The 25,965-nt window shown below is 64.3% G+C and carries 20 protein-coding genes; 2 read left to right on the top strand and 18 right to left on the bottom strand.

The annotated features are described in order from the left end of the window. Positions 1-150: 150 nt before the first annotated feature. The gene (locus ABIB45_RS19010) at positions 151-726 is read left to right on the top strand and encodes a recombinase family protein (RefSeq protein WP_354217398.1); all 576 of its coding nucleotides are present in this window, start codon (positions 151-153) and stop codon (positions 724-726) included. 381 nt (positions 727-1,107) lie between these two features. Here the strand turns inward: ABIB45_RS19010 and ABIB45_RS19005 are convergent, their stop codons facing one another. The 15 genes from ABIB45_RS19005 to ABIB45_RS18935 form a co-directional block, all read right to left on the bottom strand. Beyond that, positions 1,108-2,583: an NCS1 family nucleobase:cation symporter-1 gene (locus tag ABIB45_RS19005; protein WP_354217397.1), complete on the bottom strand. Its 1,476-nt coding sequence runs from the start codon at positions 2,581-2,583 to the stop codon at positions 1,108-1,110. A 54-nt stretch (positions 2,584-2,637) separates the two neighbouring features. Beyond that, positions 2,638-4,068: a dihydroorotase gene (locus ABIB45_RS19000; RefSeq protein ID WP_354217396.1), complete on the bottom strand. Its 1,431-nt coding sequence runs from the start codon at positions 4,066-4,068 to the stop codon at positions 2,638-2,640. Positions 4,069-4,174: 106 nt separating this feature from the next. Further along, positions 4,175-4,819, bottom strand: a complete 645-nt coding sequence (locus ABIB45_RS18995; protein WP_354217395.1) for a GntR family transcriptional regulator — start codon at positions 4,817-4,819, stop codon at positions 4,175-4,177. A 646-nt stretch (positions 4,820-5,465) separates the two neighbouring features. Further along, positions 5,466-5,648: a transposase gene (locus tag ABIB45_RS18990; RefSeq protein WP_354217394.1), complete on the bottom strand. Its 183-nt coding sequence runs from the start codon at positions 5,646-5,648 to the stop codon at positions 5,466-5,468. Positions 5,649-5,694: 46 nt separating this feature from the next. Next, complete coding sequence (locus ABIB45_RS18985) at positions 5,695-6,189, bottom strand: peroxiredoxin (protein ID WP_354217393.1); 495 nt, start codon at positions 6,187-6,189, stop codon at positions 5,695-5,697. Positions 6,190-6,237: 48 nt separating this feature from the next. Then, positions 6,238-6,732, bottom strand: a complete 495-nt coding sequence (locus tag ABIB45_RS18980; RefSeq protein ID WP_354217392.1) for a winged helix-turn-helix domain-containing protein — start codon at positions 6,730-6,732, stop codon at positions 6,238-6,240. A 154-nt stretch (positions 6,733-6,886) separates the two neighbouring features. Then, positions 6,887-8,230 (bottom strand): allantoinase AllB, encoded by a 1,344-nt coding sequence (gene allB / locus ABIB45_RS18975; protein WP_354217391.1) that lies wholly within the window; start codon positions 8,228-8,230, stop codon positions 6,887-6,889. Further along, on the bottom strand, positions 8,223-9,419 hold the full coding sequence (locus tag ABIB45_RS18970) for a glycerate kinase (protein ID WP_354217390.1): 1,197 nt from the start codon (positions 9,417-9,419) through the stop codon (positions 8,223-8,225). Before ABIB45_RS18970 ends, allB begins: the two co-directional genes overlap by 8 nt. Positions 9,420-9,479: 60 nt before the next feature. Next, positions 9,480-11,258 (bottom strand): glyoxylate carboligase, encoded by a 1,779-nt coding sequence (gene gcl, locus ABIB45_RS18965; RefSeq protein ID WP_354217389.1) that lies wholly within the window; start codon positions 11,256-11,258, stop codon positions 9,480-9,482. Between the two features lie 55 nt (positions 11,259-11,313). After that, positions 11,314-12,345, bottom strand: a complete 1,032-nt coding sequence (locus ABIB45_RS18960) for a 2-hydroxy-3-oxopropionate reductase (protein ID WP_502909234.1) — start codon at positions 12,343-12,345, stop codon at positions 11,314-11,316. Continuing rightward, a complete protein-coding gene (locus ABIB45_RS18955; RefSeq protein ID WP_354217387.1) occupies positions 12,234-13,034 on the bottom strand; it encodes a hydroxypyruvate isomerase family protein in 801 nt (266 codons plus the stop codon). Before ABIB45_RS18955 ends, ABIB45_RS18960 begins: the two co-directional genes overlap by 112 nt. A 197-nt stretch (positions 13,035-13,231) precedes the next feature. Beyond that, positions 13,232-14,044: a bifunctional allantoicase/(S)-ureidoglycine aminohydrolase gene (locus ABIB45_RS18950; protein ID WP_354217386.1), complete on the bottom strand. Its 813-nt coding sequence runs from the start codon at positions 14,042-14,044 to the stop codon at positions 13,232-13,234. A 15-nt stretch (positions 14,045-14,059) separates the two neighbouring features. Continuing rightward, positions 14,060-15,331, bottom strand: coding sequence for a DUF6986 family protein (locus ABIB45_RS18945; protein WP_354217385.1), 1,272 nt, complete (start codon positions 15,329-15,331; stop codon positions 14,060-14,062). 3 nt (positions 15,332-15,334) lie between these two features. After that, positions 15,335-16,933: a malate synthase A gene (aceB, locus tag ABIB45_RS18940; RefSeq protein ID WP_354217384.1), complete on the bottom strand. Its 1,599-nt coding sequence runs from the start codon at positions 16,931-16,933 to the stop codon at positions 15,335-15,337. 26 nt (positions 16,934-16,959) lie between these two features. Further along, positions 16,960-18,369: an NAD-dependent malic enzyme gene (locus ABIB45_RS18935; protein WP_354217383.1), complete on the bottom strand. Its 1,410-nt coding sequence runs from the start codon at positions 18,367-18,369 to the stop codon at positions 16,960-16,962. Positions 18,370-18,573: 204 nt separating this feature from the next. On the opposite strand from ABIB45_RS18935, the gene ABIB45_RS18930 reads away from it, so the two are divergent. Next, positions 18,574-19,329 carry an IclR family transcriptional regulator gene (locus ABIB45_RS18930; RefSeq protein WP_354217382.1) on the top strand — a complete coding sequence of 252 codons (756 nt, stop codon included), beginning with the start codon at positions 18,574-18,576 and terminating at the stop codon, positions 19,327-19,329. Positions 19,330-19,461: 132 nt separating this feature from the next. Here the strand turns inward: ABIB45_RS18930 and ABIB45_RS18925 are convergent, their stop codons facing one another. The 3 genes from ABIB45_RS18925 to aceE form a co-directional block, all read right to left on the bottom strand. Next, complete coding sequence (locus ABIB45_RS18925) at positions 19,462-20,970, bottom strand: nucleobase:cation symporter-2 family protein (RefSeq protein ID WP_354217381.1); 1,509 nt, start codon at positions 20,968-20,970, stop codon at positions 19,462-19,464. A gap of 167 nt (positions 20,971-21,137) precedes the next feature. Beyond that, positions 21,138-22,046, bottom strand: a complete 909-nt coding sequence (gene pucL, locus ABIB45_RS18920) for a factor-independent urate hydroxylase (RefSeq protein WP_354217379.1) — start codon at positions 22,044-22,046, stop codon at positions 21,138-21,140. A 1,009-nt stretch (positions 22,047-23,055) separates the two neighbouring features. Continuing rightward, positions 23,056-25,797 carry a pyruvate dehydrogenase (acetyl-transferring), homodimeric type gene (gene aceE, locus ABIB45_RS18915; RefSeq protein ID WP_354217378.1) on the bottom strand — a complete coding sequence of 914 codons (2,742 nt, stop codon included), beginning with the start codon at positions 25,795-25,797 and terminating at the stop codon, positions 23,056-23,058. Positions 25,798-25,965: the final 168 nt, after the last annotated feature.

Raw genomic sequence — 25,965 nt, 5'->3', positions numbered from 1 at the left:
TTGCATGCTATTTGTCGGAAAACGACCATCTACCGTCCCCCGACACTGCCGGCGACACGCCGCGAAATCCATGTCTAAAACCCGCGCCGGAAATCAACGTCGTCAAACCCCGTGGCACAGGTATTATCGACACATGTTGATCGGATAGGCGTGTGCGTCTCCACCACCGACCAAAACCCCGACCACCAAACAGACGCCCTCGCCCGCGCCGGCGTCGACCCGGCCAACGTCTACCGCGACCACGCCAGCGGCGCCAAAGCCAGCAGGCCCAAGCTCGACAAGGCCCTCGCCTCCGCCAACCGGGCCGGTGACCAGCTCGTCATCACCCGCCTCGACAGACTCGGACGCTCAGTCCTCCACTTCGTCACCCTCGGCGCAGCCCTCCGGGAACGCGGTGTGGGATTGCGTGTCCTCGAGCAAGGCATCGACACCACCACCGCGGAAGGACGGGCAACCTTCGGGATGCTCTCCGTCCTCGCCGAACTCCAACGAGAACTCATCATCGCCAACACCCGCGACGGCCTCGCGGCCGCCCGCGCCCGCGGACGAACCGGAGGAAGACGCCCCAAACTCACCCCCGACCAGGCCCACCACGCCCAACAGCTCTACGACGCCGGGGACCACGCCGATCAGCGCATCGCTGATCTGCTTCAGGTACCGCGCTCCACGATCTACGGCCACCTCAACAAAACAAGCATCGGACGACGCCCCACCCCGGCGCCGTGACCCGGGGTAACAGCGGTGCCTACCAGAACCTCTGCTACCTGGCCCCACCGGCTTAGCGTGACTTTCCCGAGCATTGGTCCTCAAGCCCTAGCGAAGCCTGTGCTCTGCGTCTTGCCGGGAGTTTTAGCCGGAAATGTGAGTGCGAGAGTGTTCAGTCGCCGGGGTGGGGAGACCCCTCCCGGTGAGATTGACCCCAGTTAGTGACATGCTCGACCGTGGCCGTATCGGTTTGCTATTCCGGGCTGGCGCTGCGCGAACGAAAGAAGTGAAGAGAGCCGGGACAACCCAGTGTCCCGGCTCTCTGCTGTTTAGGCCTCGATTGGTTACCTCAAATAGTCCCGGACATATCTCTCGAAGCACTCGAAGGGGGCGTTCAGCTCATCACTCTGCCGGCTCGAGCAGTGATTCTGCTTCCGGGGCGACTGTGGAGACTTTCTTCTGGCCACCCATTACGAAGAAGTAAGCGAACCCGGCGGTGATGAGCCCGACGGGCCAGGCAAAGGCTGCAACCGCGCCAAGGGCTGGCACGAGTGCCATGGTGGCTGCGATCGCGGCTGTCGGGACGAATACGCCGACGGCTTTCGGGTTGACTCCCTTTCGGAAGAAGTACTCTCCGTTTTCGTCTGACCGGTAAAGGTCTTTGATGTTGACGATGCCGCGGTTGATCAGGAAGTAGTCGGCGGCCATGATGCCGAACAGGGGTCCGAGGAAGGCGCCCAAGCCGCCGAGGAAGTAGTTGACGACGACCGGGTTGGAGTACAGGTTCCAGGGCATGACGAGCAGTGCCAGGACTGCGCTGATGATGCCGCCGCGGCGGAAGGTGATGTGCTTGGGCCAGACGTTGGCCAGGTCGTAGGCGGGGGACACAAAGTTCAGGACGACGTTCACTCCGATCGTGGCCACAATGAACATCACTGCGCCGACGACCAGGATGAAGGTGTCGGGTACCTTAGCGAGGATCAAGGCGGGGTCGGTGATGGCTTCGCCGAAGGCGACAACCGTTCCAATGGTCATGGTGATGCTGATGGCAGCGAATGCCGCGAAGTTCACAGGGATTCCCCAGAAGTTGCCGCGGACAACCGACTTCGCCGATTTCGCGAAGCGGGTGAAGTCGCAGTAGTTCAGGAGCATGGTGGCGTAGGTAGCGACGAGGAGGAAGGCGCCGGTCAGTACGCCCCGGAATGCGTCGCCCCCTGCCAGCGGGTTGATCGAGAGGTCCATGGGGATGTTCCATCCTGCCAGGCTGAAGAGCCAGATGGCCATGGCGAGCATGACGGCCCAGACAATGGGCCCGGCCCAGTCCTGGAAGCGGCGGACAGCTTCCATGCCGCGGGTGATGACCAACAATTGCAGGATCCAGAGCAGGATGAAGCAGGCCCATCCCAGGAGTGACAGGCCAAGGAAGCTTTGGTTCTGCCACTGCTGCAGGTCAGGATCGATCCTCAAGAGAAGGACGACGACAGCCATGGAGGCCAGATAGGTCTGGATTCCGTACCAGCAGATGGCTATGACGGCTCTGATGAGGGCGGGGATATTGGCGCCCCAGATCCCGAAGCTGATGCGTGCCATGACGGGGAAGGGGACGCCTGTTTGTTGTCCCATTTTCCCGGCCCAGTTCATGCCGAAGAAGAGGATCGCGGTGCCGATCATGATTGCTGCCAGGACCTGCCAGCCGGTGAGGCCGATGACGAACAGGCCAGCTACGAACGTGTAGGTGCCGATGTTGTGGATCGCCGACATCCAGACGGCGAAGAAACTGTAGGAGGTCCACTTCCGCTCTGTTGCGGGGGCAAGGTCCTCGTTGTAAAGCCGGCCCGATGGATCGAGCGCGGCCAGGGACTCGTGGCTTGCGTCCATGATGACTCCTTTGTCAAACATCTTTGGTGGGTTCGGTTGGGGTGATGCGGTTTGTTAGGCGGTGTGGTTCACGGCCTCGAGTGCTGCCGGGGCTGCGGGGGTGTCCCGGAATCCGTGGCGCTTGATGAACCGGCCGACCGGGCCGGGGTCGTGGAATCCGTTTTCATCCACGACGATCCGTCCGGCTGAGACCACAAGCTGGGGCCAGCCCCGCAGAGCCTTCCCGTCGAACGGGGAGAAATCGGTGCCCATATGCAGGGCGGCGCCGGAGACGGTCCGTACTTCGGTAGGGTCGACCAGGACAAGGTCTGCGTCGAAACCGGGCGCTACGACGCCCTTTCCCGGAACGGCGTTGATGCGGGCCGGCCCGGCGGAGAAGACCTCCACGAAGCGTTCAGCACCATGGCCTTCGGGCGAAACCATGGTCGTGAAGGTGACAGGCATCCTGGTTTCGACACCCGGAAGCCCGTGCGGCATCTGCCGGATGTCGTCACTGCGTTCGCGTTTCTGTGACAGGTCGTAACAGGAGTGGTCCGACGCGACGGTGTCGATGGCGCCGGCGAGTACCCGTTCCTTGAGGGCGGCGACCGTTTCCGGGCTGCGCATCGGCGGGCAGCAGGCGTACCATTCCGGAAAGTCTTCGCCGTAGACGGTTTCGTCCAGCGTCAGATAGTGCGGACAGGTCTCCGAATAGGCCCTGAGCCCGTCCATTCGGGCTTCGGTCACCAGGTCGACAGCTCCCGGGGTGGACTGATGGACGAAGTACACCGGCGCTCCGGTGTACTCGGCCATGGCCAGGGTTTCTTTCACGGAGATTTCTTCGGCGAGCTCCGGCCGGGTCCGGTGCAGGTGACTAATGCCGATGTCACCGGTGGCTGCGTGCTCTGCGGTGCAGTCGGCGATGATCGCGTCGTGTTCAGCATGAATGTAGGTAAGCCCGTCGAGCCGGACCATTTGCTTCATGACGCGCAGGATGGTGTCGTTGTCCGCCATCGTGGAGCCGCGATTCGTTGTATACATCTTCACGGACCGGATTCCCAGCTCAGCGAGCTCGTCCAGCTGTGCCGGCACCGTTGCATCCCACGTGACCACGGATGCGTGCAGGCCCACATCGCAGCGCGACTCCCGGGCCAGGGCAATCTTGTTGCGGGCTGCCTCCAACGGCGTTTCGGCGTCGTCCCGCGGGATGCCGAAATCAATGATTGTGGTGGTGCCACCCCAGAGTGCTGCCGTCGACGTCACCGAATAATCGTCGAGGGTGCGGTGTTTGCCCGTAACCTGGGCGACGTGACAGTGGCCGTCCACCCCGCCGGGGAGTAACAGGCGCCCGCGAGCGTCGACAGTGGCGGCTGCTCGGGGCACCCGATGAGCGGCGTCAACGAGTTCCGCGATCTTTCGGCCCTTGATGAGCACGTGTGCGTTCTTGCGGCCGTCGGCGTTGACGACCGTCGCATTGGAAATGACAAGATCTGGCAAATCTTCCATTGGATACCCTTCTGTGGAGTTCGGCTTCCGCCGAGTGACGATTTTTGGGTGCACTAAATAGAGCGACGGCAGGCCGATGGCAGCGAACCGTCTCGAGTACCCGGGGTCAGTGGTGCAGGTAATAGTCCTTGCGGTACTTCTGGATGTGTTCCCTGGACGCAGCGCCGGCGCGATCAGGGTCGCCGCTGGCGATGGCTTCGTAAAGTTGGCGGTGTTCCCGGATCAGCTCGGGAAGATCCGTTGCGTGCCGGAAAAGCCAGTGCATCCGACCTTGAAGCGGCTCCAACGCCGCCCGCAGGAACTCGTTCCGCGCGATACTGGTGATGGCGTCGTGGAACTGATTGTTTGCTGCATGGGCTTCGAAAATTGATCCTGTCGCCAAGCAGCTTTGCGCCGTGTCCAGCAGAGAATTCAGATGTGTGAGCTCCGCGCGGGTGGCCCGTGCGGCTGCCAGTTCACTCGCCAGGACCTCCAGGGCAAGTCTGACATCGAACAGGTCGGCGACCTGCTCGGGCGTCAGGCTGCTGACCACTGTTCCCCGCGAGTTCGCCCGGTCGCTAACGAGTCCCTCCTGCCGCAGCATGCGCAGAGCCTCTCTAACCGGCAACCTGGAGACGCTGAACTCATCCGCAAGGTCGCGCTCGACAAGCCGCGTGCCCGGAGCATAGTGGCCCTCGAAGATCCGGTTGCGGATCGCATCACGCACGCTCTCGCGCAATGGCCGGTCATCAATGCCTGCCGAACTGTCCATGATGTGTACCTCTGATATGGGTGCGAACCGGGGGATTGATCCTCACCGGACACGACCGTCGTCAACGTTGTCCATACCGGCAGGTGGAGAGACGGCAGGGGCTGTTCTTCGGACCTAAGTGATGAATCCCTTTTGGGATACCTTCTTGGGATACCCGTTTGGGATCCCAAAAACAAGTGTGAGGTCTCACACTTGTCGACGTCAAGACTTTTCTTGAAGCGGTCCTTAAAAGAAAAGCTGGGCCCCAGCAGCGGACTGCTCCCGGGGCGATTCAGCATGCAAAAAAATGCTCGTTCGGCGACGATCTGGTTCGTGGGCTCGGGAACGACGGCCTTGATCTTCCGGGCCCGCAGGAGCTAACGGTTGGCCCCGGGAGGAGTAGGCCTTGTCACCCGTCACCGCGTCGGGGCGGGTCCGCGCCCCGTCCCGTCCCGTTCCGGGGCGCGGGACGTTGATGGCGTCAATGATGCGGGAACACCCGTGAGTCCGAGCCCTGGCCCGGTCCAATAATGAACGCCAGAGGCCGGCCTTTCCCGTCGCAGGCGTGGTGGATCTTTATGCTCAGCCCGCCCCGGGAACGCCCGACGGCGTGGATCCGGTCCCAGATCCCGTCTGCTGCGAAACGGCGGCGGCGCTTCCACACCGTCTACCACAGACCGAACTGCTCCGGCAGGTCCCGCCGCGCAATCCCGCACCGGTACCGGTAGGCAATGCCCTTGACGACCTGGCGGTGGTTCCGGAACGGGCGACCGCGCTGGCCGTCGGAACTGGGCAGCAACGGCTCAACGCGGGCCCACTGGGCATCGGTAAAGACCTGGAAACGAGCCACGCTCCAAGTTTTCCAGCCGGGGATCAACCTATTTGGGAGACAGGCCCTAGAGGCCCAGGGCTGCTTTCAGTTCCGCCACGTGGCCCTTCGCGGTGACCTGGTACTGCGCGAGGGAGACGTCGCCGTCGGGATCCACGACGACGGTGGAACGGACAAGGCCCTCGGTAACCTCGCCGTTCACTAGTTTCTCGCCCCACGCGCCGTAGGCAAGGGCCACGGCGTGATCTTCGTCGGCCAGAAGCGGAAAGGTAAGCCCCTGGTCGCCGGTGAAGTGGGCCAGGTCCGTAGGGGAATCCGGGGAGATGCCCAGGACTTCATAACCGGAGTTCTTCAGGGAGGCCAGGCTGTCGCGGAAATCGCACGCCTCGGTCGTGCAGCCCGGGCTGGCAGCCTTCGGGTAAAAGTACACGATGACGCTCCGGCCGCGGTAGTCGGCCAGCGACACCGGGCCGCCGCCGGCGTCGACCAGGGTGAAGCCCGGCGCAGGCGTACCGGGCAGCAGCTTTACGGAGGTGGTCTGGGGTGTCGGGTTCAGGTTCATGATCTTCCTATGCAGGTCGTGGAAATCGGGTCTTTCGGGCTGAACGACTTAGATGGAGTATTCGGCAGGCCCACGCACTTTGGCGTAGGGCCCGGGGACGAACTGGTAGCCGCCCCCTCGATTGGTGGCGATCGTGTACCGGGCACCACCCAGCTTGCGCCGTACGCGGGCCACATAGGCGTCGATGGATCGCGGGGCGCACCCCGGGAACTTGAGCGACTCAAGGAACTCCTGGAGTTCACTGCGGGCTATCGGCCGCGAGCAGTTTTCCACAAGGTACCGCAAGAGCCTGAATTCGACGCCGGTCAGCGGCACAGGTTGTTCATCAACCAGAACTGATTCGGTGGCAAGGTCCACAGCCATCCTGCGGAGGCCGGGCCGGGGCCGGACTCCGGCGTCGTCTCGTTCAGCGGCATCTTCATCGATCCCCGAATTGGGGCGGGGGCCGGGTTGGGCTGTTCCGGTGGCAGACCGATGATGGACTTCCGCCTCCGGAACAATTCTCAGCACGCGCTCCAGCAGAACCTCCGCCGCGTGAACCATGGCAGCTTCATCTGCGCAGGACGATTCAACCCAGATCGCCAGGCCCTTGGGCGCGTTTTTGGGGCCCGGGCGTTGCCCCACCGAGCCCGGACTCTGTTCCTCATGTGCCCTCAGGCGGGGGGGCAGGGGCATTGACAGCCACTGGCGCTGCGGGTTAGACGCCGCCGCGGCGCAACAGGGTGCCGTGGGGGGTGTGGTGGTTGATTTGCTGGCCGCGGAGGTAGGTTTTGCGCACGACGCCGGAGAGCGCTTTGCCGTCGTAGGGGGTGATGGGGTTCTTGTGCTGAAGTTTGGTGACGTCCACGACGTAAGCGTCGTCGGGGGCGAAGATGGCGAAGTCCGCGTCGTAGCCGAGGGCGAGCCGTCCCTTGGTGGACAGGCGGGCGAGTTCGGCGGGTTTGGCGGCCATCCAGGAGATGACTTGTTCCAGGGTGATGCCGCGGTGCCGGGCCTCGGTCCAGATCAGGGACAGTCCCAGCTGCAGGGAGGACACTCCGCCCCAGGCGACGGCGAAGTCGCCGTTCTCGAGGTCTTTCAGGTCCAGGGTCGAGGGGGAGTGGTCCGAGACGATGCAGTCGATGGTGCCTTCCTGCAGGCCTTTCCAGAGCAGTTCCCGGTTGGAGGCCTCCCTGATCGGCGGGCAGCATTTGTAGGCGGTGGCGCCGTCGGGGATTTCCTCGGCCATCAGGGTCAGGTAGTGCGGGCAGGTCTCCACGGTCAGGTGCACGCCGTCGCGTTTGGCCGAAGCGATCATCGGCAGCGCGTCCGAGGAGGACAGGTGCAGGATGTGGGCCCTCGCTCCGGTCCAGCGGGCGCGTTCGATGACTTCGGCGATGGCCTTGTTCTCGGCCCCGCGCGGGCGTGAGGAGAGGAAGTTCGCGTAGTGGTCTCCGCCCGGGTGCGGGGCGCGGTCGATCGCGTGGGAGTCTTCGGCGTGGACGATCATGAGCGAGTCGAAGGACTTGAGCTCGGCCATGTCCTCCTCCATCTCGTCCGCTTCGAGGTGCGGGAACTCGTCCACCCCCGAGTGCAGCAGGAAGCACTTGAACCCGAAGACGCCCTCGTCGTGGAGGGGGCGAAGGTCCGCCTTGTTACCCGGGACCGCGCCGCCCCAGAAGCCGACATCCACAAACGCCTGGTCCGCGGCGACCTCGCGCTTGAGCTTGAGGTTCTCCACCGTGGTGGTGGGCGGGATCGAATTCAGCGGCATGTCGATGATGGTGGTCACGCCGCCGGCTGCGGCGGCCCGGGTCGCGGACGCGAAGCCTTCCCACTCCGTGCGGCCAGGTTCGTTGACGTGGACGTGGGTATCGACCAGGCCCGGGATCATTGTCTCGTCATCGGCCAGATCAATGAGCTCCGCCCCGGCCAGGGCATTACCTAGCGGTTCGATCGCAACGATCCGACCGCCCCGGATCCCGACCTCACGTGCCGCGATCCCGGCCGTCGTCAGCACACGCCGGCCGCGAACAACCAAGTCATAGCGTTCTTCAGGCACTAAGGGACTCCTTCGAGGATGAGGTTTTCTTGGGCTGGAACCAGGGGGAATCGGGACCGAGCTGATTGCCGATGATGGTGCCGATCTGCTCGAGGAGACGCCCGGCTTCGTTGATGCACGTTTCCACGTTGTCTTCAATCGCGGTCAAGGCAAACGTCGCCTGGAACCCTGCGGCGCTCAGCTGGTCGGCCGTCAGCGTGGTGCGTCCGCAGACGGCGATGATCGGGACGCCGGCCAGCGCCGCCGCCCGAGCTACTCCCATGGGGGTTTTGCCGAGCAGGCTTTGTTCGTCCAGGCTGCCTTCGCCGGTGATCACGAGGTCCGCCCCGACCAGCCGGTGCGCGAGGTCGGTAAATTCCAGGACGACGTCGATTCCCGGCCGGCGGGAGGCGGCGAGGACTGCAATGGCGGCATACCCGACACCGCCTGCGGCGCCGGCGCCCGGGGCTTCCGCAGCCTTCAGCGCCCGGGAGCCCAGCTCGTCGCCGAGCACCTGCACGTAACGTGCCAGTGCGGAGTCCAGCGTGCGGACGTCCTCAGTGGCGGCCCCCTTTTGCGGGCCAAACACCGCCGCCGCGCCGTCCGGGCCAAGCAGCGGATTGTCGACGTCGCTGGCCAGCACGAACCTGGTGTCCTCCAGCCGTGGATCGAAATCGGAGAAGTCAATCCACTTCAGCCGGGCCAGTGCGGCCCCGCCAGCCGGAAGCTGGTTTCCGTCCGCATCCATGAAGCGCGCACCCAGGCCTTGCAGCACCCCGGCGCCGCCGTCGGTGTTGGCGCTTCCGCCGACGCCGAGGATAATCTTGCGGCAACCAGCGTCCAGGGCCGCCCGGATCAGCTGCCCGGTGCCCAGGGACGTTGCCCCCAGTGCGTCCTTCGTGCCTCCGGGCAACACGGCGAGTCCTGACGCCGTCGCCATTTCAATGACTGCCTCGCGGCCCCGCACGGCGAATTCGGCCTCAAGCGGCTCGCCCGTCGGGCCGCTGACGACGGCGCTGCGGCGGGTGAAGCCGGAGCCGACGGCGGCGTCGAGGGTGCCCTCGCCGCCGTCGGCCACGGGGATGCCATCCACGTCCAGGACCTGCCCGGCAGTCTGTTTCAAGGATTGAAGACCCTTTGTGAGGTGGGTGACAATGTCCGGGGCCGATAGTGAGCCCTTGAACTTGTCCGGTGCTATGACCACTCGCATGCCGGGGTTTCCTTTCGATGAATCAGACGTGCCGGGTTGGCGCGCGGGAGGCGGCTGGTACTAGTCCAGCAGGGCGATGATGGCCGTCGGGGCGTCCTCGCCCTGTGCGGCGAGGTCCTCGAACTCGTTGACCGCGTTGATCTCTGTGCCCATGGAGATGTTGGTGATCTTCTCCAGGATCACTTCGACCACGACCGGGACGTTGAACTCGCTCATGAGCGCCTTGGCCTTGTCGAAGGCTGCCGGCAGGTCCTTGGGGTCTTCCACCCGGATGGCTTTGCAGCCCAGGCCTTCGGCGACCTTCAGGTGGTCCACGCCGTAGCCGTTGGTCTCCGGGGAGTTGATGTTATCGAACGCCAGGGACACGTTCTGTTCCATCTTGAAGCCGCGCTGGGACTGGCGGATCAGGCCCAGGTACGAGTTGTTCACCACCACATGCACGTACGGGAGGTTGAACTGGGCGCCAACGGCGAGTTCTTCGATCATGAACTGGAAATCGTAGTCACCGGAGAGGGCGACGACGGTCTCGCCCGGCTTGCCTCGGACTACGCCGAGCGCGGCGGGTCCGGTCCAGCCCAGCGGGCCGGCCTGGCCGGCGTTGATCCATTTGCGCGGCCCGAAGACGTGCAGCATCTGCGCGCCGGCAATCTGGGACAGGCCGATCGTGGTCACGTAGGTGGTGTCCTTGCCGAAGGACTTGTTCATTTCCTCGTACACGCGCTGGGGCTTGATCGGGACATTCTCAAAGTGCGTCTTGCGCTGCAGCGAGCCCTTGCGCTGGACGCATTCGGCGACCCAGGTGCTGTAGTCCGGCAAAGTGCCGGCGGACTTGCGTTCCCGGGCGAGCTCCAGGAGCCCGTCCAGTGCCGCGCCGGCGTCGGAGGCGATGCCCAGGTCCGGGGAGAAGACGCGGCCGATCTGGGTGGGCTCGATGTCGATGTGCACGAACTTGCGGCCGGCCGTGTAGGTGTCCAGTCCGCCGGTGTGGCGGTTGGCCCAGCGGTTGCCGATGCCGATCACGAAGTCCGAGGCCAGCATGGTCTCGTTGCCGTAGCGGTGTGAGGTCTGCAGGCCCACCATGCCGGCCATCAGGCGGTGGTCGTCCGGGATGGAGCCCCAGCCCATCAGGGTGGGGATGACCGGGACGCCCAGCAGTTCGGCCAGTTCAACAAGCTGCGCCGAGGCCGAAGCGTTGATCACGCCGCCGCCGGCCACGATCAGCGGGTGCTTCGCTGCGGTGAGCATGTCCAGCGCCTTTTCCAGCTGCTTGCGGCTGGCCTTGGGCTTCTCGACGGCCAGGGGCTCGTAGGTGTCGATGTCGAACTCGATCTCGGCCATCTGCACGTCGAACGGCAGGTCCAGCAGCACCGGGCCGGGGCGGCCGGAGCGCATCAGCTGGAAGGCCTTCTGGAAGGCACCCGGGATCTGGCCGGGCTCGAGCACCGTCATGGCCATCTTGGTGACCGGCTTGGCGATGGATTCGATGTCCACGGCCTGGAAGTCTTCCTTGTGCAGCTTGGCGACGGGGGCCTGTCCGGTGATGCACAGCATGGGGATGGAGTCCGCCCAGGCAGCGTACAGTCCGGTGATCATGTCGGTGCCGGCGGGCCCGGACGTGCCGATGCAGATGCCGATGTTGCCGTCCTTGGCCCGGGAATACCCGTCGGCCATGTGGGAGGCGCCTTCCACGTGCCGGGCGAGGGTGTGGCGGATCCCGCCGTGCTCCCGCATCGCGGAGTAGAAGGGGTTGATCGCCGCGCCTGGCAGGCCGAACGCCTCAATGGCGCCCTCCTTTGCCAGGATGGCGACGGCTGCGTCTACGGTGCGCATCTTCGTCATGGTGTTCTCCTTGAAAGTCTGTTGGGTGTGCTGGTGCGGCTGATGTGCGGCAGTGTTACTTGCGGCCGCTGAGCTGGAGGGTTTGCTTGAACAGTCCGGAGTGGTCGAGGCCGCCGTCGCCCTGGTTGACGGTGGCGGCGACAAGCTGCGCGGCGAGGGCGCCGAGGGGAAGTGAGACGTTGGCCTCGCGGGCGGCCGAAGTGACGATGCCCATGTCCTTGTGGTGGAGGGCGAGGCGGAAGCCGGGCGCGAAGTCGCGGTCCAGCATCTTCTGGCCCTTCTGGTCCAGGACCTTGGAGCCGGCCAGGCCGCCGCCGAGGACCTTGAGCGCCGCATCGGTGTCGACACCGTAGGCCTCGAGGAAGGCGACGGCTTCACCCAGGACCTGGATGTTGACGGCGACGATCAGCTGGTTGGCTGCCTTGACCGTCTGGCCGGAGCCGGCCGGGCCCACATGGACGATGGTCTTGCCTACAGCGTTGAGTACGTCCTGTGCTGCCTCGAAGTCTTCCGCGCTGCCGCCCACCATGATGGAGAGGGCGGCGTTGATGGCACCCTGCTCGCCGCCGGACACCGGGGCGTCCAGCGCGCGGATGCCGGCTGCCCGGGCATCGTCCGCGAGCCGCTTGGCCACATCCGGGCGGATGCTGCTGGCGTCAATCCAGAGGGTGCCCTGCTTCGCGTTCGCGAACAGGCCCTCGGGTCCGGAGACGACGCCTTCGACGTCCGGGGAGTCCGGCACCATCGTAATAACGACGTCCGCTTCCTTGACGGCATCAGCGATGCTCGTTGCACCCTGGCCGCCCTCGGCGATCAACGCGTCAATCTTGTCCTGGCTGCGGTTGAAGCCGGTGACGCTGTGGCCGGCCTTGACAAGGTTGACGGCCATGGGGAGGCCCATGATTCCGAGACCGATGACTGTTACGTTGCTCATGACGTTTTCCTTTGCTGAAATGTGTGGGGCCGGGTACGCGGTCAGTTTGCGGCGGGCTGGCGGATTGCCCAGTTGAAGGCCGTTGCGGCCGGTTCCTTGTATTCGAGGCCGATGTAGCCCGTGTAGCCGAGTTCGCGGCTGCGGGAGATCCATTCGCCGAGCGGAAGGTTGCCGGTTCCGGGGGCTCCGCGGCCGGGGTTGTCGGCGATCTGGATGTGACCGAAGTCCCTGGCGTGCTGCTCGATGACGGCGGCAACGTCGTCGCCGTTGACGGCAAGGTGGTAGAAGTCGGCGAGGAGCTTGACGTTGTCCGCGCCGGATTCTTCCTTGACCCGGGCGATCACCTTCAGGGCGTCGGCGGCGGTGAGCAGCGGGTACCGCGGCGCTCCGCTGACCGGCTCCAGGAGGACGGTGCCGCCGATCCGGGCGACGCCGGCGGCTGCTGTCGCGAGGTTCTCGGCGCCGACGGCATCCTGCTTCTCGGGGGACTCCCCATCGACGCGGTTGCCGTAGAGAGCGTTGAAAGCTTTGCAGCCGAGGCGCTCCCCGATGCCGGCGACGACGTCGATGTTGTCCAGGAACTCGGCCGAGCGGGCCGGCCAGGACACCAGGCCGCGGTCACCTCCCGGCATGTTGCCGGCGTTGAAGTTCAGGCCGGAGAGCTGGACACCGGCGTCGGTGATGGCCTTTTCGAACGTCGCAACCTCGGTGTCCGAGGGAACAGAGGTGTCAAACGGCCACCAGAATTCGACAGCGTCAAAGCCGGCCGCCTTGGCGGCTGCGGGCCGTTCCAGGAGCGGCAGTTCCGTCAGCAGGATGGAGCAGTTCACGGTATACGTCATTGGATTCGTCCTTAGCCCTCTGAACCGCCAACAACCGGCAGGTTTCACGTTCTCGATATTCCGCTTTGTGGAATCTTTATTTTGCTTTATGAAAAGTTTAGGGCTTCGCGGCACGCACCGTCAACCCAGATACGCCCGGGCGGCGATTAAACGACGGCGCCCCGGCCAGAATGTGCCGGGGCGCCGTTTACGGATAATTAGGTCAGGCGAATCTGACGGTTGACATCCTTGTACAGCAGATATCGGAAGTTGCCGGGGCCACCGGCGTAGCAGGCCTGCGGGCAGAAGGCGCGCAGCCACATAAAGTCGCCGGCCTCCACCTCCACCCAGTCATTGTTGAGCAAGTACATGCCCTTGCCCTCCAGAACGTACAGTCCGTGCTCCATCACATGGGTTTCGGGGAATGGGATCACACCGCCGGGCTTGAACGTCACGATGTTCACGTGCATATCATGTGCCAGGTCGTTGGGGTCCGCGAAACGCGTGGTCTTCCAGACGCCGTCGACATCCGGCATTTCGCCCGGCTCGACCTCCTGGTCGCTCGTGACGAAGGATTTCGCCTCGTAGCCTTCCAGCCGCTCGTAAGCCTTGCGGATCCAGTGGAAGGACACGACATCGTCCGAAACATTTTCCAGGCCCCACTGCGCGCCGGCAGCAATGTAGGCGTAGCCGCCTTCCTCGAGCTGGTGCAGTTCACTGTCAAGGGTCAGGTTGACTTTGCCCCTGGTCACGAAGATGACGCCTTCAACGCCTGCCTCGAATTCCGCCTTGGGCGCGCCGCCGCCAGGACCAATCTCCACGATCAGCTGGGAGAAGGTAGTGGCGAACCCGGAGATGGGGCGGGCGATGATCCAGGAGCGGGTGTTCGAGAAGCCCGGCAGGTTGCTGGTCACGATGTCCGTCAGCACACCCTTGGGGATGACCGTATAAGCCTCCGTGACGATCGCGCGCTCGGTCGTGAGGTGGGTCTGCGGCGGCAGGCCGCCTTCGGGAGTGTAGTACTTGCCCATCGGTTAGATCCTTACTTAGGAGGTGGAAGCGATGGCCAGCCGCGGGTGGGCCAGTGCGGTTAGCGTCGGGACTCCGACGCCGGCAAGCCCCTGGACTTCGCCGGCACCGACAGCGCCGCACTGGACGCCTCGCAGCACGAACGCTGCCAGTGCCCGGGCGGTGGCCGGCTCGTCCATGACGCCGCCTTCGGTTTGTTGCACATAGTTTCGCAGACGGGCCGCGGCGGCCGGAAGGCCCTGCCGGTAGAAGGCATACGTCGCCGCAAAACGGCTGGGCAGCTGGGCCGGATGCAGGTCCCAGCCCTGGTAGTAGCCCCGCTCCAACGAGCGGCGGACCAGCCGGCCATGGATCGCCCAGGCATTTTCAACGCCATCGCCCACCGGGATGATGTTGGTCGAGCCGTCGGAGAGGCGGATGCCCGTGCCGGCGACAGCCAGCTGCATGACCTCTTTAGCGAAGTCGGCCACGGGGTGCTCCATGGACTGGTACTCGGCGGAGATCTGCAGGGAGGCGGAATAGTCGTACGTTCCGTAGTGCAAACCGCTGATCCGGCCCGGGACGATGTGTGCCAGCTGGGCTACCGGCGAGGTTCCCTCGGGGCCCAGGATCAGCTGGGGTGTTTCCACCTGCACTTCAAACCTGAGCCGTCCGTGCGGCAATGAGTGGATCTCCTCAAGCCGGGAGACGGCATAGTCCATGGCCTGCACCTGGGCCACCGTGGTGACCTTGGGCAGGGTAAGGATCAGGCCCTCCGGGAGCTCGCCGCCTGAGGCAAGCGTGGAGATAAAGAGATCCAGCGTGCGCAGCCCCCGGTTCCGGGTGGGGGCTTCAAAGCACTTGAAGCGGATGCCGATGAAGGGCGGTGCGGTGCCGGCTGCGACGGCGGCCGTCACGGCCGAGGCGGCCGTGACAGCAGCGGAGTCCTCGGCGGTGTCTCCGCGGTCCCCGTAGCCATCCTCGAAGTCAAGCCTGAGGTCCTCGATCGGTTCGCTGCGCAGCTTCGCCTCGACCCGGGAAGCCACCGACTCTGCCAGTTCAGCGTCCTGGCCCAGAAGCGAGCCAAGGCGGACCAGCCCGCCGTGGGCGTCCGCGGCCTCCAGCGCCTGGGTGCCCCAGTCCGCGGCGAATGTCGGCGTAAACCGGTCGGCCGGGACATAGACCGTGTGCACCGGCTGGCGGGAGCCGTCGTCGCCCGGGTAGTTCTGCTCCAGCAGCCGGTCGGTCGCTGCCAGTTGCGATTCGATTTCGGCCAGGTCCCTTGGACTCAAGGAAGCGTTGATGCCCATATATCAGCCGACCAATTCGTAGGCGGGCGTGGTGAGGAAGTCCGTATAGTCCTCGGACAGGCAGATATCACCGATCAGCTTACTGGCAGGCAGGTAGAACTTCTCGAAGGTCTCATGACCCACTTCGCCGCGCAGTTTCTCCGTTTCTTCACCCAGGATCGTCTCGACCAGCTCGCGAGTGACCGTGTTGCCAGTATCCGAGAGGACCACTGCGTTGCGGATCTGCTGCCACACCTGGGAGCGGGAAATTTCGGCCGTGGCCGCATCCTCCATGAGGTTGTGGATGGCCACCGCGCCGTTGCCCGAGACCCAGACCGCCGTGTAGGCCACGGCAACATAAAGGTTCAGGCGCAGGCCTGCCTCGGTGACCTGCCCGTCTGCTGATGCGACATCCAGCAGTTGGCCGGCGGTGACCGACACCTCCGGCCGCTGCTTGTCCAGCTGGTTGGGGCGTGCGCCGAGGACGGAGTCAAAGACCTCGGCACAGATCGGAACGAGGTCAGGGTGCGCCACCCAGGAACCGTCAAAACCGTCGTTCGCCTCGCGGGTCTTGTCCGCCCGGACCTTTGCGAAGGCCTGTGCTGTGACTTCGGGTTCACGCCGGTTGGGGATCACCGCGGCCATACCACCCATGGCGAATGCTCCGCGGTGGTGGCAGGTCTTGACCAGCAACTCGGTGTAGGCGCGCATGAACGGAGCCGTCATGGCCACCGTGGCCCGGTCCGGGAGAACAAAGCTGGCACCGGCGTCGCGGAAGTACTTGATAATGCTGAACAGGTAGTCCCAGCGGCCGGCGTTGAGCCCCGAGGCGTGGTCGCGGAGTTCGTAAAGGATTTCGTCCATTTCAAACGCAGCAGGAATGGTTTCGATCAGCACCGTGGCACGGACGGTTCCCTGCGGGATGCCGAGGTGGTCCTGGGCGAAGACAAACACGTCATTCCAGAGCCGTGCTTCGAGGTGGCTCTCCATCTTGGGCAGGTAGTAGTACGGGCCGTGGCCGTTGCTGATCAGCTGCCGGGCGGTGTGGAAGAAGTGCAGGCCGAAATCGACGAGGGCACCCACGGCCGGCTGCCCGTCAATGAGCAGGTGGCGTTCGTCCATGTGCCAGCCGCGGGGACGTGCGACGACGACGGCGAGCGGTGCGTCTGTCCGGAGGGTGTATTCCTTGCCTTCCGGGGAGGTGTAGCGAAGGGTTCCGGCGGCGGCATCCCGGAGGTTAAGGAGTGCGTCGATGACGTTGGGCCAGGTGGGTGTGCTGGCATCCTCGAGATCTGCCAGCCACACCTTGGCGCCGGAGTTCAGTGCGTTGATGGCCATTTTGGCGGGGGTGGCTGGGCCGGTCATTTCCACGCGCCGGTCCTGGAGCGCCTTTGGTGCCGGGGCCACCGCCCATGTGCCCTTGCGTACGTCTTGGGTCTCCGGCAGGAAATCAAGTTTCCCGGTCCGGGCTACTTGCTCGCGCTTCGCGGTGCGGGCCTTGAGGAGGTCGGTACGGGTACCGGCGAAGCGATTGTGGAGTTCCTCCACAAAGGCCAGCGCCTCCGGCGTCAGGATTTCCTCTGCACGTGCGATCGGGTGCGGGTCAGTGACTATGTGCGCCATTGTCCGGTCCTTTCCTTGGCTGTGTATCAGGCTTTGACGGAATTTGCGGCTGAGGCGGCATGGGCTGCGTGGGCGACCGCGGACGCTACGTCGGCGGCAACGTGGGGATCGAAGACGCTGGGGATAATGTAGCTGGCATTGAGCTCATCGTCAGCCACCCGGTTGGCGATTGCCTCGGCGGCCGCCACCAGCATCTCCGGGATGATGTCCGACGCTCCGGCGTCCAGCAGGCCGCGGAAGAAGCCGGGAAAGGCCAGCACGTTGTTGATCTGGTTCGGGAAGTCGCTGCGGCCGGTTGCCACGACTGCCGCGTGCCGGGACGCGCTGACCGGGTCGATTTCCGGGGTCGGGTTTGCCATGGCGAAGACGATCGCGTCCTTGGCCATGGCGGCGACCTGCTCCTCGCCGATCACGTTGGGGGCGCTGACGCCGATGAAGACGTCGGCGCCCTTGATCGCCTCGTGCAGGGTCCCGGAGAAACCGTCCTCATTGGTGTTGGCCGCGATCCAGGTTCGGTGTTCGTCGTCGTAGTCCACGCCGGAGTGGATGGCACCGGAGCGTCCGGCGGCGATGATGTGCCGGGCACCCTGGGCCTTGAGCAGCTGGATGATGGCCGACCCGGCGGCGCCGACCCCGGAGACCACGATCCGGACGTCACCAAGCTTTTTGTCCACGACACGCAGTGCGTTGGTCAACGCGGCCAGGGTGACGATGGCGGTGCCGTGCTGGTCGTCGTGGAAGACCGGAATGTCCAGTTCTTCGCGGAGCCGGTTCTCGATCTCAAAGCAGCGCGGTGCCGCGATGTCCTCCAGGTTCACGCCGCCGTAGACAGGGGCGAGGGCCTTGACGATCATGATGATCTCCTCGGTGTCCTGGGTATCCAGGCAGACCGGCCACGCGTCCACGTTGGCGAACTGCTTGAACAGGGCCGCCTTGCCTTCCATCACCGGAAGAGCCGCCGCGGGACCGATGTTCCCCAGGCCCAGGACAGCGGAGCCGTCGGTGACAACCGCGATAGTGTTGCGCTTGATCGTCAGGTTACGGGCGGCGTCGGGGTTCTCTGCGATCGCCAGGCAGACGCGGGCAACCCCGGGAGTGTAGGCCCGGGAGAGATCGTCGCGGTTGCGCAGCGCCACCTTGGGGACAACCTCGAGTTTTCCGCCCAGGTGCATGAGGAAGGTGCGGTCAGAAACGTTGCGGACGGTGACGCCCTCAAGTGCGTTCAGCGCATCCTTCACGCGGCCCGCATGCTCGTCGTCGGTCGTGTTGCAGGTGACATCGACCACGAGTGTCTCATGGTGGGACTCGGTGACGTCCAGGGCGGTGATGGCAGCGCCGGCAGCGCCGACGGCGGCTGCAAGTTCGCTGGTGGCGGTGAAGCTGGACGGTGCGTCCACGCGCAGGGTGATCGAATTTCCGGGGCTCGGGTTCGCCATTGAATGTTCCTCCAGTTCGGGCCCAGGTCTGGGCTGCTGTGCTAAATCAAAAAGTTTCGTATTATGGATATTATTATCTACTTTGTGGAAATACAAGTCTTAGAGTGCCGGTTCCATCTTCGGGCCGTACTGTTAACTCTTGCACCCAAGTATTTTCACGATGTGGATACTAATTGCCACATCAATCCCGCAGGAGACCCCGTTATGGCTGAAAAAGCCCCCGGAGGCGTGCAGTCCGTTGAGCGCGTCTTCGAACTCTTGGAACTCATTACCGACGCCGGCGGTGAGGTCACGCTCAGCGAACTCTCGTCCTCCACGGAGTTGCCGCTGCCCACGATCCACCGGCTCCTGCGCACGCTCGTGACGCTGGGATACATCCGCCAACTGCCGAACCGCCGCTATGCACTGGGCCCCCGGCTGATCAGGCTGGGCGAAGGGGCCAACCAGCAGCTCGGCGCCCTGGCCCGGCCGCAGCTGAAATCCCTCGTGGACCAGCTCGGCGAGACAGCCAATATGGCTGTGCTCGACTCGGACATGGTCATCTATGTGGCACAGGTGCCCTCGTTGCACTCCATGCGGATGTTCACCGAAGTGGGCCGCCGGGCCCACACCCACGCCACGGGCGTGGGCAAGGCCATCCTGTCCCAGCTCGATGACGAGACCGTCCGCGGCATCGTCCACCGCAGCGGGATGCCTGTTGCCACCTCGAAGAGCATCGGCGATATCGACACCCTGCTGCAGGATCTTAAACTGATCCGCGAACGCGGCTACTCCATTGACGAGGAGGAACAGGAGATCGGCGTCCGCTGCTTCGCCATGGCCGTCCCCAGTGCACCGACACCGTCGGCTATTTCGGTGTCCGGCCCGGTCTCGCGCGTGGATCAGTCCTTCGCAGAGCGTGCCGTACCGCTGCTGCGCGCTGCTGCCCAGGTCATCTCGGGTGAGCTGAACCACCGGTAAGCCCGGGCCGCTCTATCGCAGCGCGCCGCGAGATGTCAGCGGCGGAAACCCCTGAAGCCCATGTTCCTGGTGAACATGGGCTTCAGGGGTTTCCGCTGCTATAGACCTCAGCGGGGGGCTCCGGCCGGCGGGTCAGTGCTCGGCAGGGTCGCCCAACGGTGCCACGGGCACTTCCTTGCCGTCGCAGTCGATCAGTTTGCCGTTTTCAAAGTGGTCGCCGTCTGCTAGCAGCTTCAGGTCTTCGTTGCGGATGACCCGTCCGGTGCCGGCCACGAAAACTGACTGATTCTCGGAGTTGCCGGCCTTAAGGTGGTTGAACAGGAGGTTCAGCAGGATCGCCATCACGGCCGCGGAGCTGATGCCGGAGTGGAAGATCGTGCCAAACCAGGCCGGGAACTTGTCATAGAAAGTCGGTGCGGCGATCGGGACCATGCCGAAGCCGATCGACGCCGCCACGATAATCAGGTTCATGTTGTTCCGGTACTCGACCTTCGCGAGAGTCCTGATACCACTGGCAGCCACGGTGCCGAACAGCACGATACCGGCGCCACCCAGGACGGCCGTAGGAACGGCAGCGACAACGCGACCCAGCACCGGCAGCAGGCCCAGCAGGACCAGAATCACGCCGCCCGCCGCCACCACGTAGCGGCTCTTGATCTTGGTGACGGCCACCAGGCCTACGTTTTGTGCAAAGGCGCTCTGCGTGAAGGAACCAAAGACGGGGGCAACCATGCTGGAGACCATATCGGCACGCAGACCCGCTGCGATCCGCTTGGAGTCGGTCTTCGTGCCGACGATTTCGCCGACGGCCAGAATGTCGGCCATGGTTTCGGTCAGGATCACCAGGACAACGATCACCATTGAAATGATTGCTGCAATTTCAAAGGTGGGGACACCCAGGTGGAACGGGGAGGGGAAGGCGACGATGGGGCCGTCGCCGACTTTGGAAAAGTTGGCCATGCCGGTGACGACGGCGACGATCGTGCCGATCACCATGGCCAGCAGGATCGACAGGCGGGAAATGGTGGCGCTGCCGACCTTGCTCAGGACCAGCACCAGGGCGAGGGTGATGGCAGCGAGTCCGATGTTGGCCATGCTGCCGTAGTCCTCGGACTTCCGGTTGCCGCCCATGGCCCAGTTGGCCGCGACGGGCATCAGGGTCAGCCCGATGGTGGTGATGACGGTGCCCGTCACCACGGGCGGGAAGAACCGGACGATCTTGGAAAAGACCGGGGCGATCAACAGACCGATTGCCGCCGAGACAATGACGGCGCCAAAGACTGACGGCAGTCCGCCGCCACCGGTGACGATCGCCACCATCGTGGCTACGCTGGCGAATGAAACGCCCTGCACGAGAGGCAGTTGCGAGCCGAAGAACGGGAGTCCCAGGGTCTGGAGCAGGGTGGCCAGGCCGCCCATGAACAGGGCGGCGGCGATCAGGATCCCGATGTCGGCCGGCGCCAGGCCGGCTGCCTGGCCCACGATCAGCGGCACCGCGATGATACCGCCGTACATGGTCAGGACATGCTGGAATCCGTAGGCGAAGCTGCTCCCGACGGAGAGCCGTTCGTCTTCGGGACGAGCGGGAGCTGTGCGGCCGCCGGTCACCTCTTCGGCATTCTTGGCGTTCTTCTTGTTCATGGCAGACTTTCTTGGTTCATGGCAGACGTCGTCGTCTGGCTAACAGGTGTCTGGCTAACTGGGCTGCGGTTAACGCGGTGCTGCTGTGCTGCGGATAGCTCGGTGAGGCGGTGACGCGGTCGGGTAGGCAGGCCGGTGGGTGCGCCTGCGCCATGCGACGTTTTTCCTTAGCAGAAGCCCGCGATTCCCGACCATGCAATGGCTGCCGGGGCGGATTCTTCACGCTGGACGGTGGCCTCGATCAGGCCATACGGCCGGTCGGCGGCGAAGAAGACTTCGTTGGGGTTGTCCAGGCCGAAGGGTGAGAGATCCACCAGGAAATGGTGCTTGTTCGGCATCGAGAACTTGATTTCATCGATCTCGCTGTGGGCCTCAAGGACCTTCTTGCCCATGTCGAAGAGCGTCTGCTGCAGGGCATGGGAGTAGTTCTCGGTGAAGCCCTCCAGCAGAAGGCTCTTGACATCTTCGTAGCTCTTGTTGAAGTCGAGGCCGCTGAAGTCCGTTCCGGTCTTGAAGCGCCAGCGCGCCGCGACGTCCGTGGCGAGGATCCGGTCGGTGGTCTCCTGCAGGGTCGTGTACTTGTCCTTGGGGTAGTCGACGAAGCCTGACTGGGTCGTCTTGAGCACGGTCAGGTCCCGGAGCCCGGAAATGAGGTGGTTCGTGTCACCGTCGCGGACGAGGACGGCGGTGCGGACTTCCTGGCCGTTGCGCACGAACGAGTGGTCGTGGGCGGTGCCGTGGGACTGGATCCGGTCCCAGCTGTAAGCCTCAGCCTCCCAGCGTCCGCCCGAGACCCAGTCGAAGCTGGACGTGAAGTGATCGCCCAGACGAAGCAGCAGGGCTTCCGGCGAGCCGATGCCCTCACGAGCAAAGGCATAAACCGTGTTCTTCTGGGTGTCGGTCGGTACAACGTGGCTGTTGTCGCCCTCGAGGTGCGCAGCGGAAAAATCGCCGCGAAGCTGTGAGGTGACGTTCAGGTCCTCGATTTCGTGACGGTCCGAATCCCGCGTGATCCTGACGACCCGGACTTCGGCCTTGCCGAACTGGTTTTCACCGAGGATGATCTTGCTGCTCATGGTCTGCTCCAAACTTCCGTGATGTGAAAAAAAATATTCACATTGAAAATAGGCACGCTTTTCGCTGCGCCACAATGGCTGTCGACCCAACAAAAAAGCCGACATCAATAGATGTCAGCTCATTACAACCCTGCCTGCTGCTCCCAGGTCTCGTGACTTGCACCACGATGTCCTTGAACAGTAGACCACTTTATCCGTGTTGTACATCACAATCTGAAAATTTCCTCGATGACCGCCCCGTGGCCGATACGGCGCCGCACCTCTTGACCCGTCCGTCGGATGCCCGTTATATTTTCATAAAGCAAGATAAGTTTTTCATTATACGGACATTGGAGACCATCATGTCACGTGAGACGGAACGGGAACCCGCTCAGACGGAATCCGCGGCGAGGTCGGCAGAGTCAGCGCCGGAGTTGTATTTTCCTGCCGGCGGCGGAACGGATCCGGATTTCTCCCCCCGCACAGTCCGGGAGGATACCCCGGGCCGCTTTTCACGCTGGCTGCACAGTCACCCGTTTGCCGGCCGGCGTACGCGCTGACGCTGAAAATGGGGGCGGGTGTGCGCAGCGCGGGTTGATCACCACCAGGACCGATCCGCCTCCGCCTTCCGCTTCCTGCAGAAATAAGGTGTCTGTGTTCCGTTGAGGGCGGATAAACAACAAATCTGACATTCGTGCTCGACGGCAACAATCCACGGTCCCGCGGACAAGAAACCGTGCCCTCACCAGAAGACTAACCAGTGGGCTTACCGGCACCATAGAGCGACCGGAACGTGCTCCTTAAGTCTGCTCCTGCACGCATGGACAGCACCTGACCCACCAGTGTCCTGTACGGCTCCGAGGGCCGGCCGTGTATCTGCTTCCGAGGCAGCCGGGGATCCCGGATCCCGTGCCCAGGCTCTCAACGACTGCACAGCAGATGCCCGGCTGGGATATCCCAGCCGGGCGCCTGCCTGGTCGAGCACTGAATCATCAGCGGCCCTCAAAGCTGCAGGGGCCCCTAAAGTCCGTCAGGAATCCCCGCCGGACCCTCCGGTGGTGCCGGCGTTGACGTTGTGCAGCTTGTACTTCTCGATGGCGTGGGCCGGAGCCTGGGCATCGACCTCTCCTCGGCGGGCCAGCATCTGCAGGGAACGGACCACTACAGAGTGGATGTCATTCTTGAAGAAGCGGCGTGCGGCGGCGCGGGTATCCGAGAAGCCGAAGCCGTCCGCACCGAGGGAGGCGAACTCGTTCGGGAGGAACTGGCGGATCTGGTCCGGCACGGCCTTCATGTAGTCGGTCACGGCCACAATCGGACCCGTCGCGCCGGCGAGCTGTTCGGTGACGAACGGGACGCGGGCGGGCTGGCCGGGGTTGAGGAAAGCCTCCTCCTCGGCGGCCATGGCGTCGCGGCGCAGTTCGCTCCAGGACGTCACGGACCAGACGTCGGCGGAGACGCCCCAGTCCTCGGCGAGGACCCGCTGGGCTTCCAGAGCCCAGGGGACAGACACGCCGGATGCGAGGATCTGCGTGCGCGGGCCGTCAATTTTGGCCGGCGCCAGTAGGTAGATGCCCTTGATGATGCCCTCGACGTCCATGTTCTCCGGTGCCGGGGGCTGGATGATGGGCTCATTGTAGACCGTGAGGTAGTACATCAGGTTCCGGTCTGTTGAGGCGGGGCCGTACATCCGGTTCAGGCCGTCGCGGATGATCACGCCGATCTCGTAGCCGTACGCCGGGTCGTAGGTGACGACGGCGGGGTTGGTGGAGGCCAGGAGCGGGGAGTGCCCGTCGGCGTGCTGCAGGCCTTCGCCGGTGAGGGTGGTCCGGCCCGCGGTGGCGCCGATGATGAACCCGCGCGTCATCTGGTCCGCCGCGGCCCAGAAGGAGTCCCCGGTGCGCTGGAACCCGAACATCGAGTAGAAGACGTAGACCGGGATGAGCGGTTCGCCGTGGGTGGCGTAGGAGGTTCCGGCGGCGGTGAAGGCTGCCACGGCCCCGGCCTCGTTGATACCAGGGTGGATCAGTTGACCCTGTGCCGATTCTTTATACGCCAGGACGAGCTCGCGGTCCACGGAGAGGTAGTTCTGGCCGTCCGGGCTGTAGACCTTCGCCGTCGGGAAGAAGGCGTCCATGCCGAAGGTCCTGGATTCATCCGGGACGATCGGCACGATGCGCTTGCCGAACTCCTTGTCCCGCATGAGGTCCTTGAGCAGGCGGACAAACGCCATCGTGGTGGCCGCCATCTGCTTGCCGGAGCCGCGGTTGGTGAACGCGTAGGTCTTCTCGTCCGGGAGGGTGATCTCGGCGTGCTCGGAGCGGCGCTCGGGGACGAAACCGCCGAGTTCCTTGCGGCGGCCCATGAGGTACTGGATCTCCGGGGAGTCCATGCCGGGGTGGTAATACGGCGGCCGGTACAGGTCCGCTTCCAGCTGCTCGTCCGTGATCGGGATGCGCAGGTGGTCGCGGAAGGCCTTGAGGTCCGCCATCGTGAGCTTCTTCATCTGGTGGGTCGCGTTGCGGCCCTCGAAGTGGGTGCCCAGGCCGTAGCCCTTGACCGTGTGCGCCAGGATGACCGTGGGCTTGCCCTTGAACTCGGTGGCGGCCTTGTAGGCGGCGTAGACCTTGTTGTAGTCGTGGCCGCCGCGCTTGAGGTTCCAGATCTCGTCGTCGGAGAGGTCCTGGACCATTTCCTTGGTCTGCGGGGTCTGGCCGAAGAAGTGCTCGCGGACGAACGCGCCGGACTCGGCCTTGTACGTCTGGTAGTCCCCGTCGACCGTCTCGTTCATGATCTTCACGAGCGAGCCGTCCTCGTCCTTGGCCAGCAGGTTGTCCCACTCGCGGCCCCAGACGACCTTGATGACGTTCCAGCCGGCGCCGCGGAAGAACGCCTCGAGTTCCTGCATGATCTTGCCGTTGCCGCGGACGGGTCCGTCGAGGCGCTGGAGGTTACAGTTGATGACGAAGTTCAGGTTGTCCAGCTTGTCGTTCGCGGCGAGCTGGAGCAGGCCGCGGGACTCGGGCTCGTCCATTTCGCCGTCGCCCAGGAACGCCCAGACCTGCTGGTCCGAGGTGTCCTTGATGCCGCGGTTGTGCAGGTAGCGGTTGGACTGCGCCTGGTAAATGGCGTTCATCGGGCCGATGCCCATGGAGACCGTGGGGAACTCCCAGAACTCCGGCATGAGCCGCGGGTGCGGGTAGGACGAAAGCGCGTGCCCTTCCTTGGACTTCTCCTGGCGGAACCCGTCCAGGTCCTCCTCGGACAAACGGCCTTCCATGAAGGCGCGGGCGTACATGCCGGGGGAGGCGTGGCCCTGGAAGAAGACCTGGTCCCCGCCGCCGTGGTGGTCCTTGCCGCGGAAGAAGTGGTTGAACCCGACCTCGTACAGGGTCGCGGCCCCGGCATAGGTCGAGATGTGCCCGCCGACGCCGATATCGGCCCGCTGCGCCCGGTGCACCATGACCGCGGCGTTCCACCGCAGCCAGGCACGGTACTTCCGCTCGATCTCCTCGTCCCCGGGGAACGGCGCCTCCTGGTCCACCGGGATCGTGTTGACGTAGTCCGTGGTGGTGACCATCGGAACACCCACGCTCTGCGCGCCGGCCCGCTGGAGCAGGCTGCGAATTATGTACTGGGCACGCTCGGTGCCCTGTTCCTGAATCAGCGTGTCCAGGGACTCCAGCCACTCGGCGGTCTCTTCCGGATCACGATCAGGCAGCTGGTTTGTCAACCCGCTGAGGATATGGGAGGTATCTTCTCCTGCAGCCATGGCCAGTCTCTCTTCATCGTTGAATGTTTGGCAAGAAGTTTCATATTGTGAGAAAACTTTCTTGCTATTCGAGATTAGCGATGAGGATGGGGGCCGTCAAGCGGCCTTGGCCGATAACGCCTCAAGGCGCACGCTTGAGGAGGAGTGGGGCTGTCAGCACGGCCCCCG

Origin of the sequence: Arthrobacter sp. UYCo732 (genome assembly GCF_040547265.1) — a bacterium.
Taxonomy (GTDB): domain Bacteria; phylum Actinomycetota; class Actinomycetes; order Actinomycetales; family Micrococcaceae; genus Arthrobacter.
Note: the sequence above shows the minus strand (reverse complement) of the source record. Positions and strands in the feature narration are given on the sequence as shown.

Excerpts from the sequence above, each read along its gene's own strand:
- ABIB45_RS19005 (WP_354217397.1), bottom strand. The coding sequence starts at position 2,583 with ATGGACGCAAGCCACGAGTCCCTGGCCGCGCTCGATCCATCGGGCCGG.
- ABIB45_RS19000 (WP_354217396.1), bottom strand. The coding sequence starts at position 4,068 with ATGGAAGATTTGCCAGATCTTGTCATTTCCAATGCGACGGTCGTCAAC.
- ABIB45_RS18995 (WP_354217395.1), bottom strand. The coding sequence starts at position 4,819 with ATGGACAGTTCGGCAGGCATTGATGACCGGCCATTGCGCGAGAGCGTG.
- ABIB45_RS18985 (WP_354217393.1), bottom strand. The coding sequence starts at position 6,189 with ATGAACCTGAACCCGACACCCCAGACCACCTCCGTAAAGCTGCTGCCC.
- ABIB45_RS18980 (WP_354217392.1), bottom strand. The coding sequence starts at position 6,732 with ATGGTTCACGCGGCGGAGGTTCTGCTGGAGCGCGTGCTGAGAATTGTT.
- ABIB45_RS18970 (WP_354217390.1), bottom strand. The coding sequence starts at position 9,419 with ATGCGAGTGGTCATAGCACCGGACAAGTTCAAGGGCTCACTATCGGCC.
- gcl (WP_354217389.1), bottom strand. The coding sequence starts at position 11,258 with ATGACGAAGATGCGCACCGTAGACGCAGCCGTCGCCATCCTGGCAAAG.
- ABIB45_RS18960 (WP_502909234.1), bottom strand. The coding sequence starts at position 12,345 with ATGGATCTCCCGCAGCCGCGAACTCGGCTACACGGGCTACATCGGCCT.
- ABIB45_RS18955 (WP_354217387.1), bottom strand. The coding sequence starts at position 13,034 with ATGACGTATACCGTGAACTGCTCCATCCTGCTGACGGAACTGCCGCTC.
- ABIB45_RS18950 (WP_354217386.1), bottom strand. The coding sequence starts at position 14,044 with ATGGGCAAGTACTACACTCCCGAAGGCGGCCTGCCGCCGCAGACCCAC.
- ABIB45_RS18945 (WP_354217385.1), bottom strand. The coding sequence starts at position 15,331 with ATGGGCATCAACGCTTCCTTGAGTCCAAGGGACCTGGCCGAAATCGAA.
- aceB (WP_354217384.1), bottom strand. The coding sequence starts at position 16,933 with ATGGCGCACATAGTCACTGACCCGCACCCGATCGCACGTGCAGAGGAA.
- ABIB45_RS18935 (WP_354217383.1), bottom strand. The coding sequence starts at position 18,369 with ATGGCGAACCCGAGCCCCGGAAATTCGATCACCCTGCGCGTGGACGCA.
- ABIB45_RS18930 (WP_354217382.1), top strand. The coding sequence starts at position 18,574 with ATGGCTGAAAAAGCCCCCGGAGGCGTGCAGTCCGTTGAGCGCGTCTTC.
- ABIB45_RS18925 (WP_354217381.1), bottom strand. The coding sequence starts at position 20,970 with ATGAACAAGAAGAACGCCAAGAATGCCGAAGAGGTGACCGGCGGCCGC.
- pucL (WP_354217379.1), bottom strand. The coding sequence starts at position 22,046 with ATGAGCAGCAAGATCATCCTCGGTGAAAACCAGTTCGGCAAGGCCGAA.
- aceE (WP_354217378.1), bottom strand. The coding sequence starts at position 25,797 with ATGGCTGCAGGAGAAGATACCTCCCATATCCTCAGCGGGTTGACAAAC.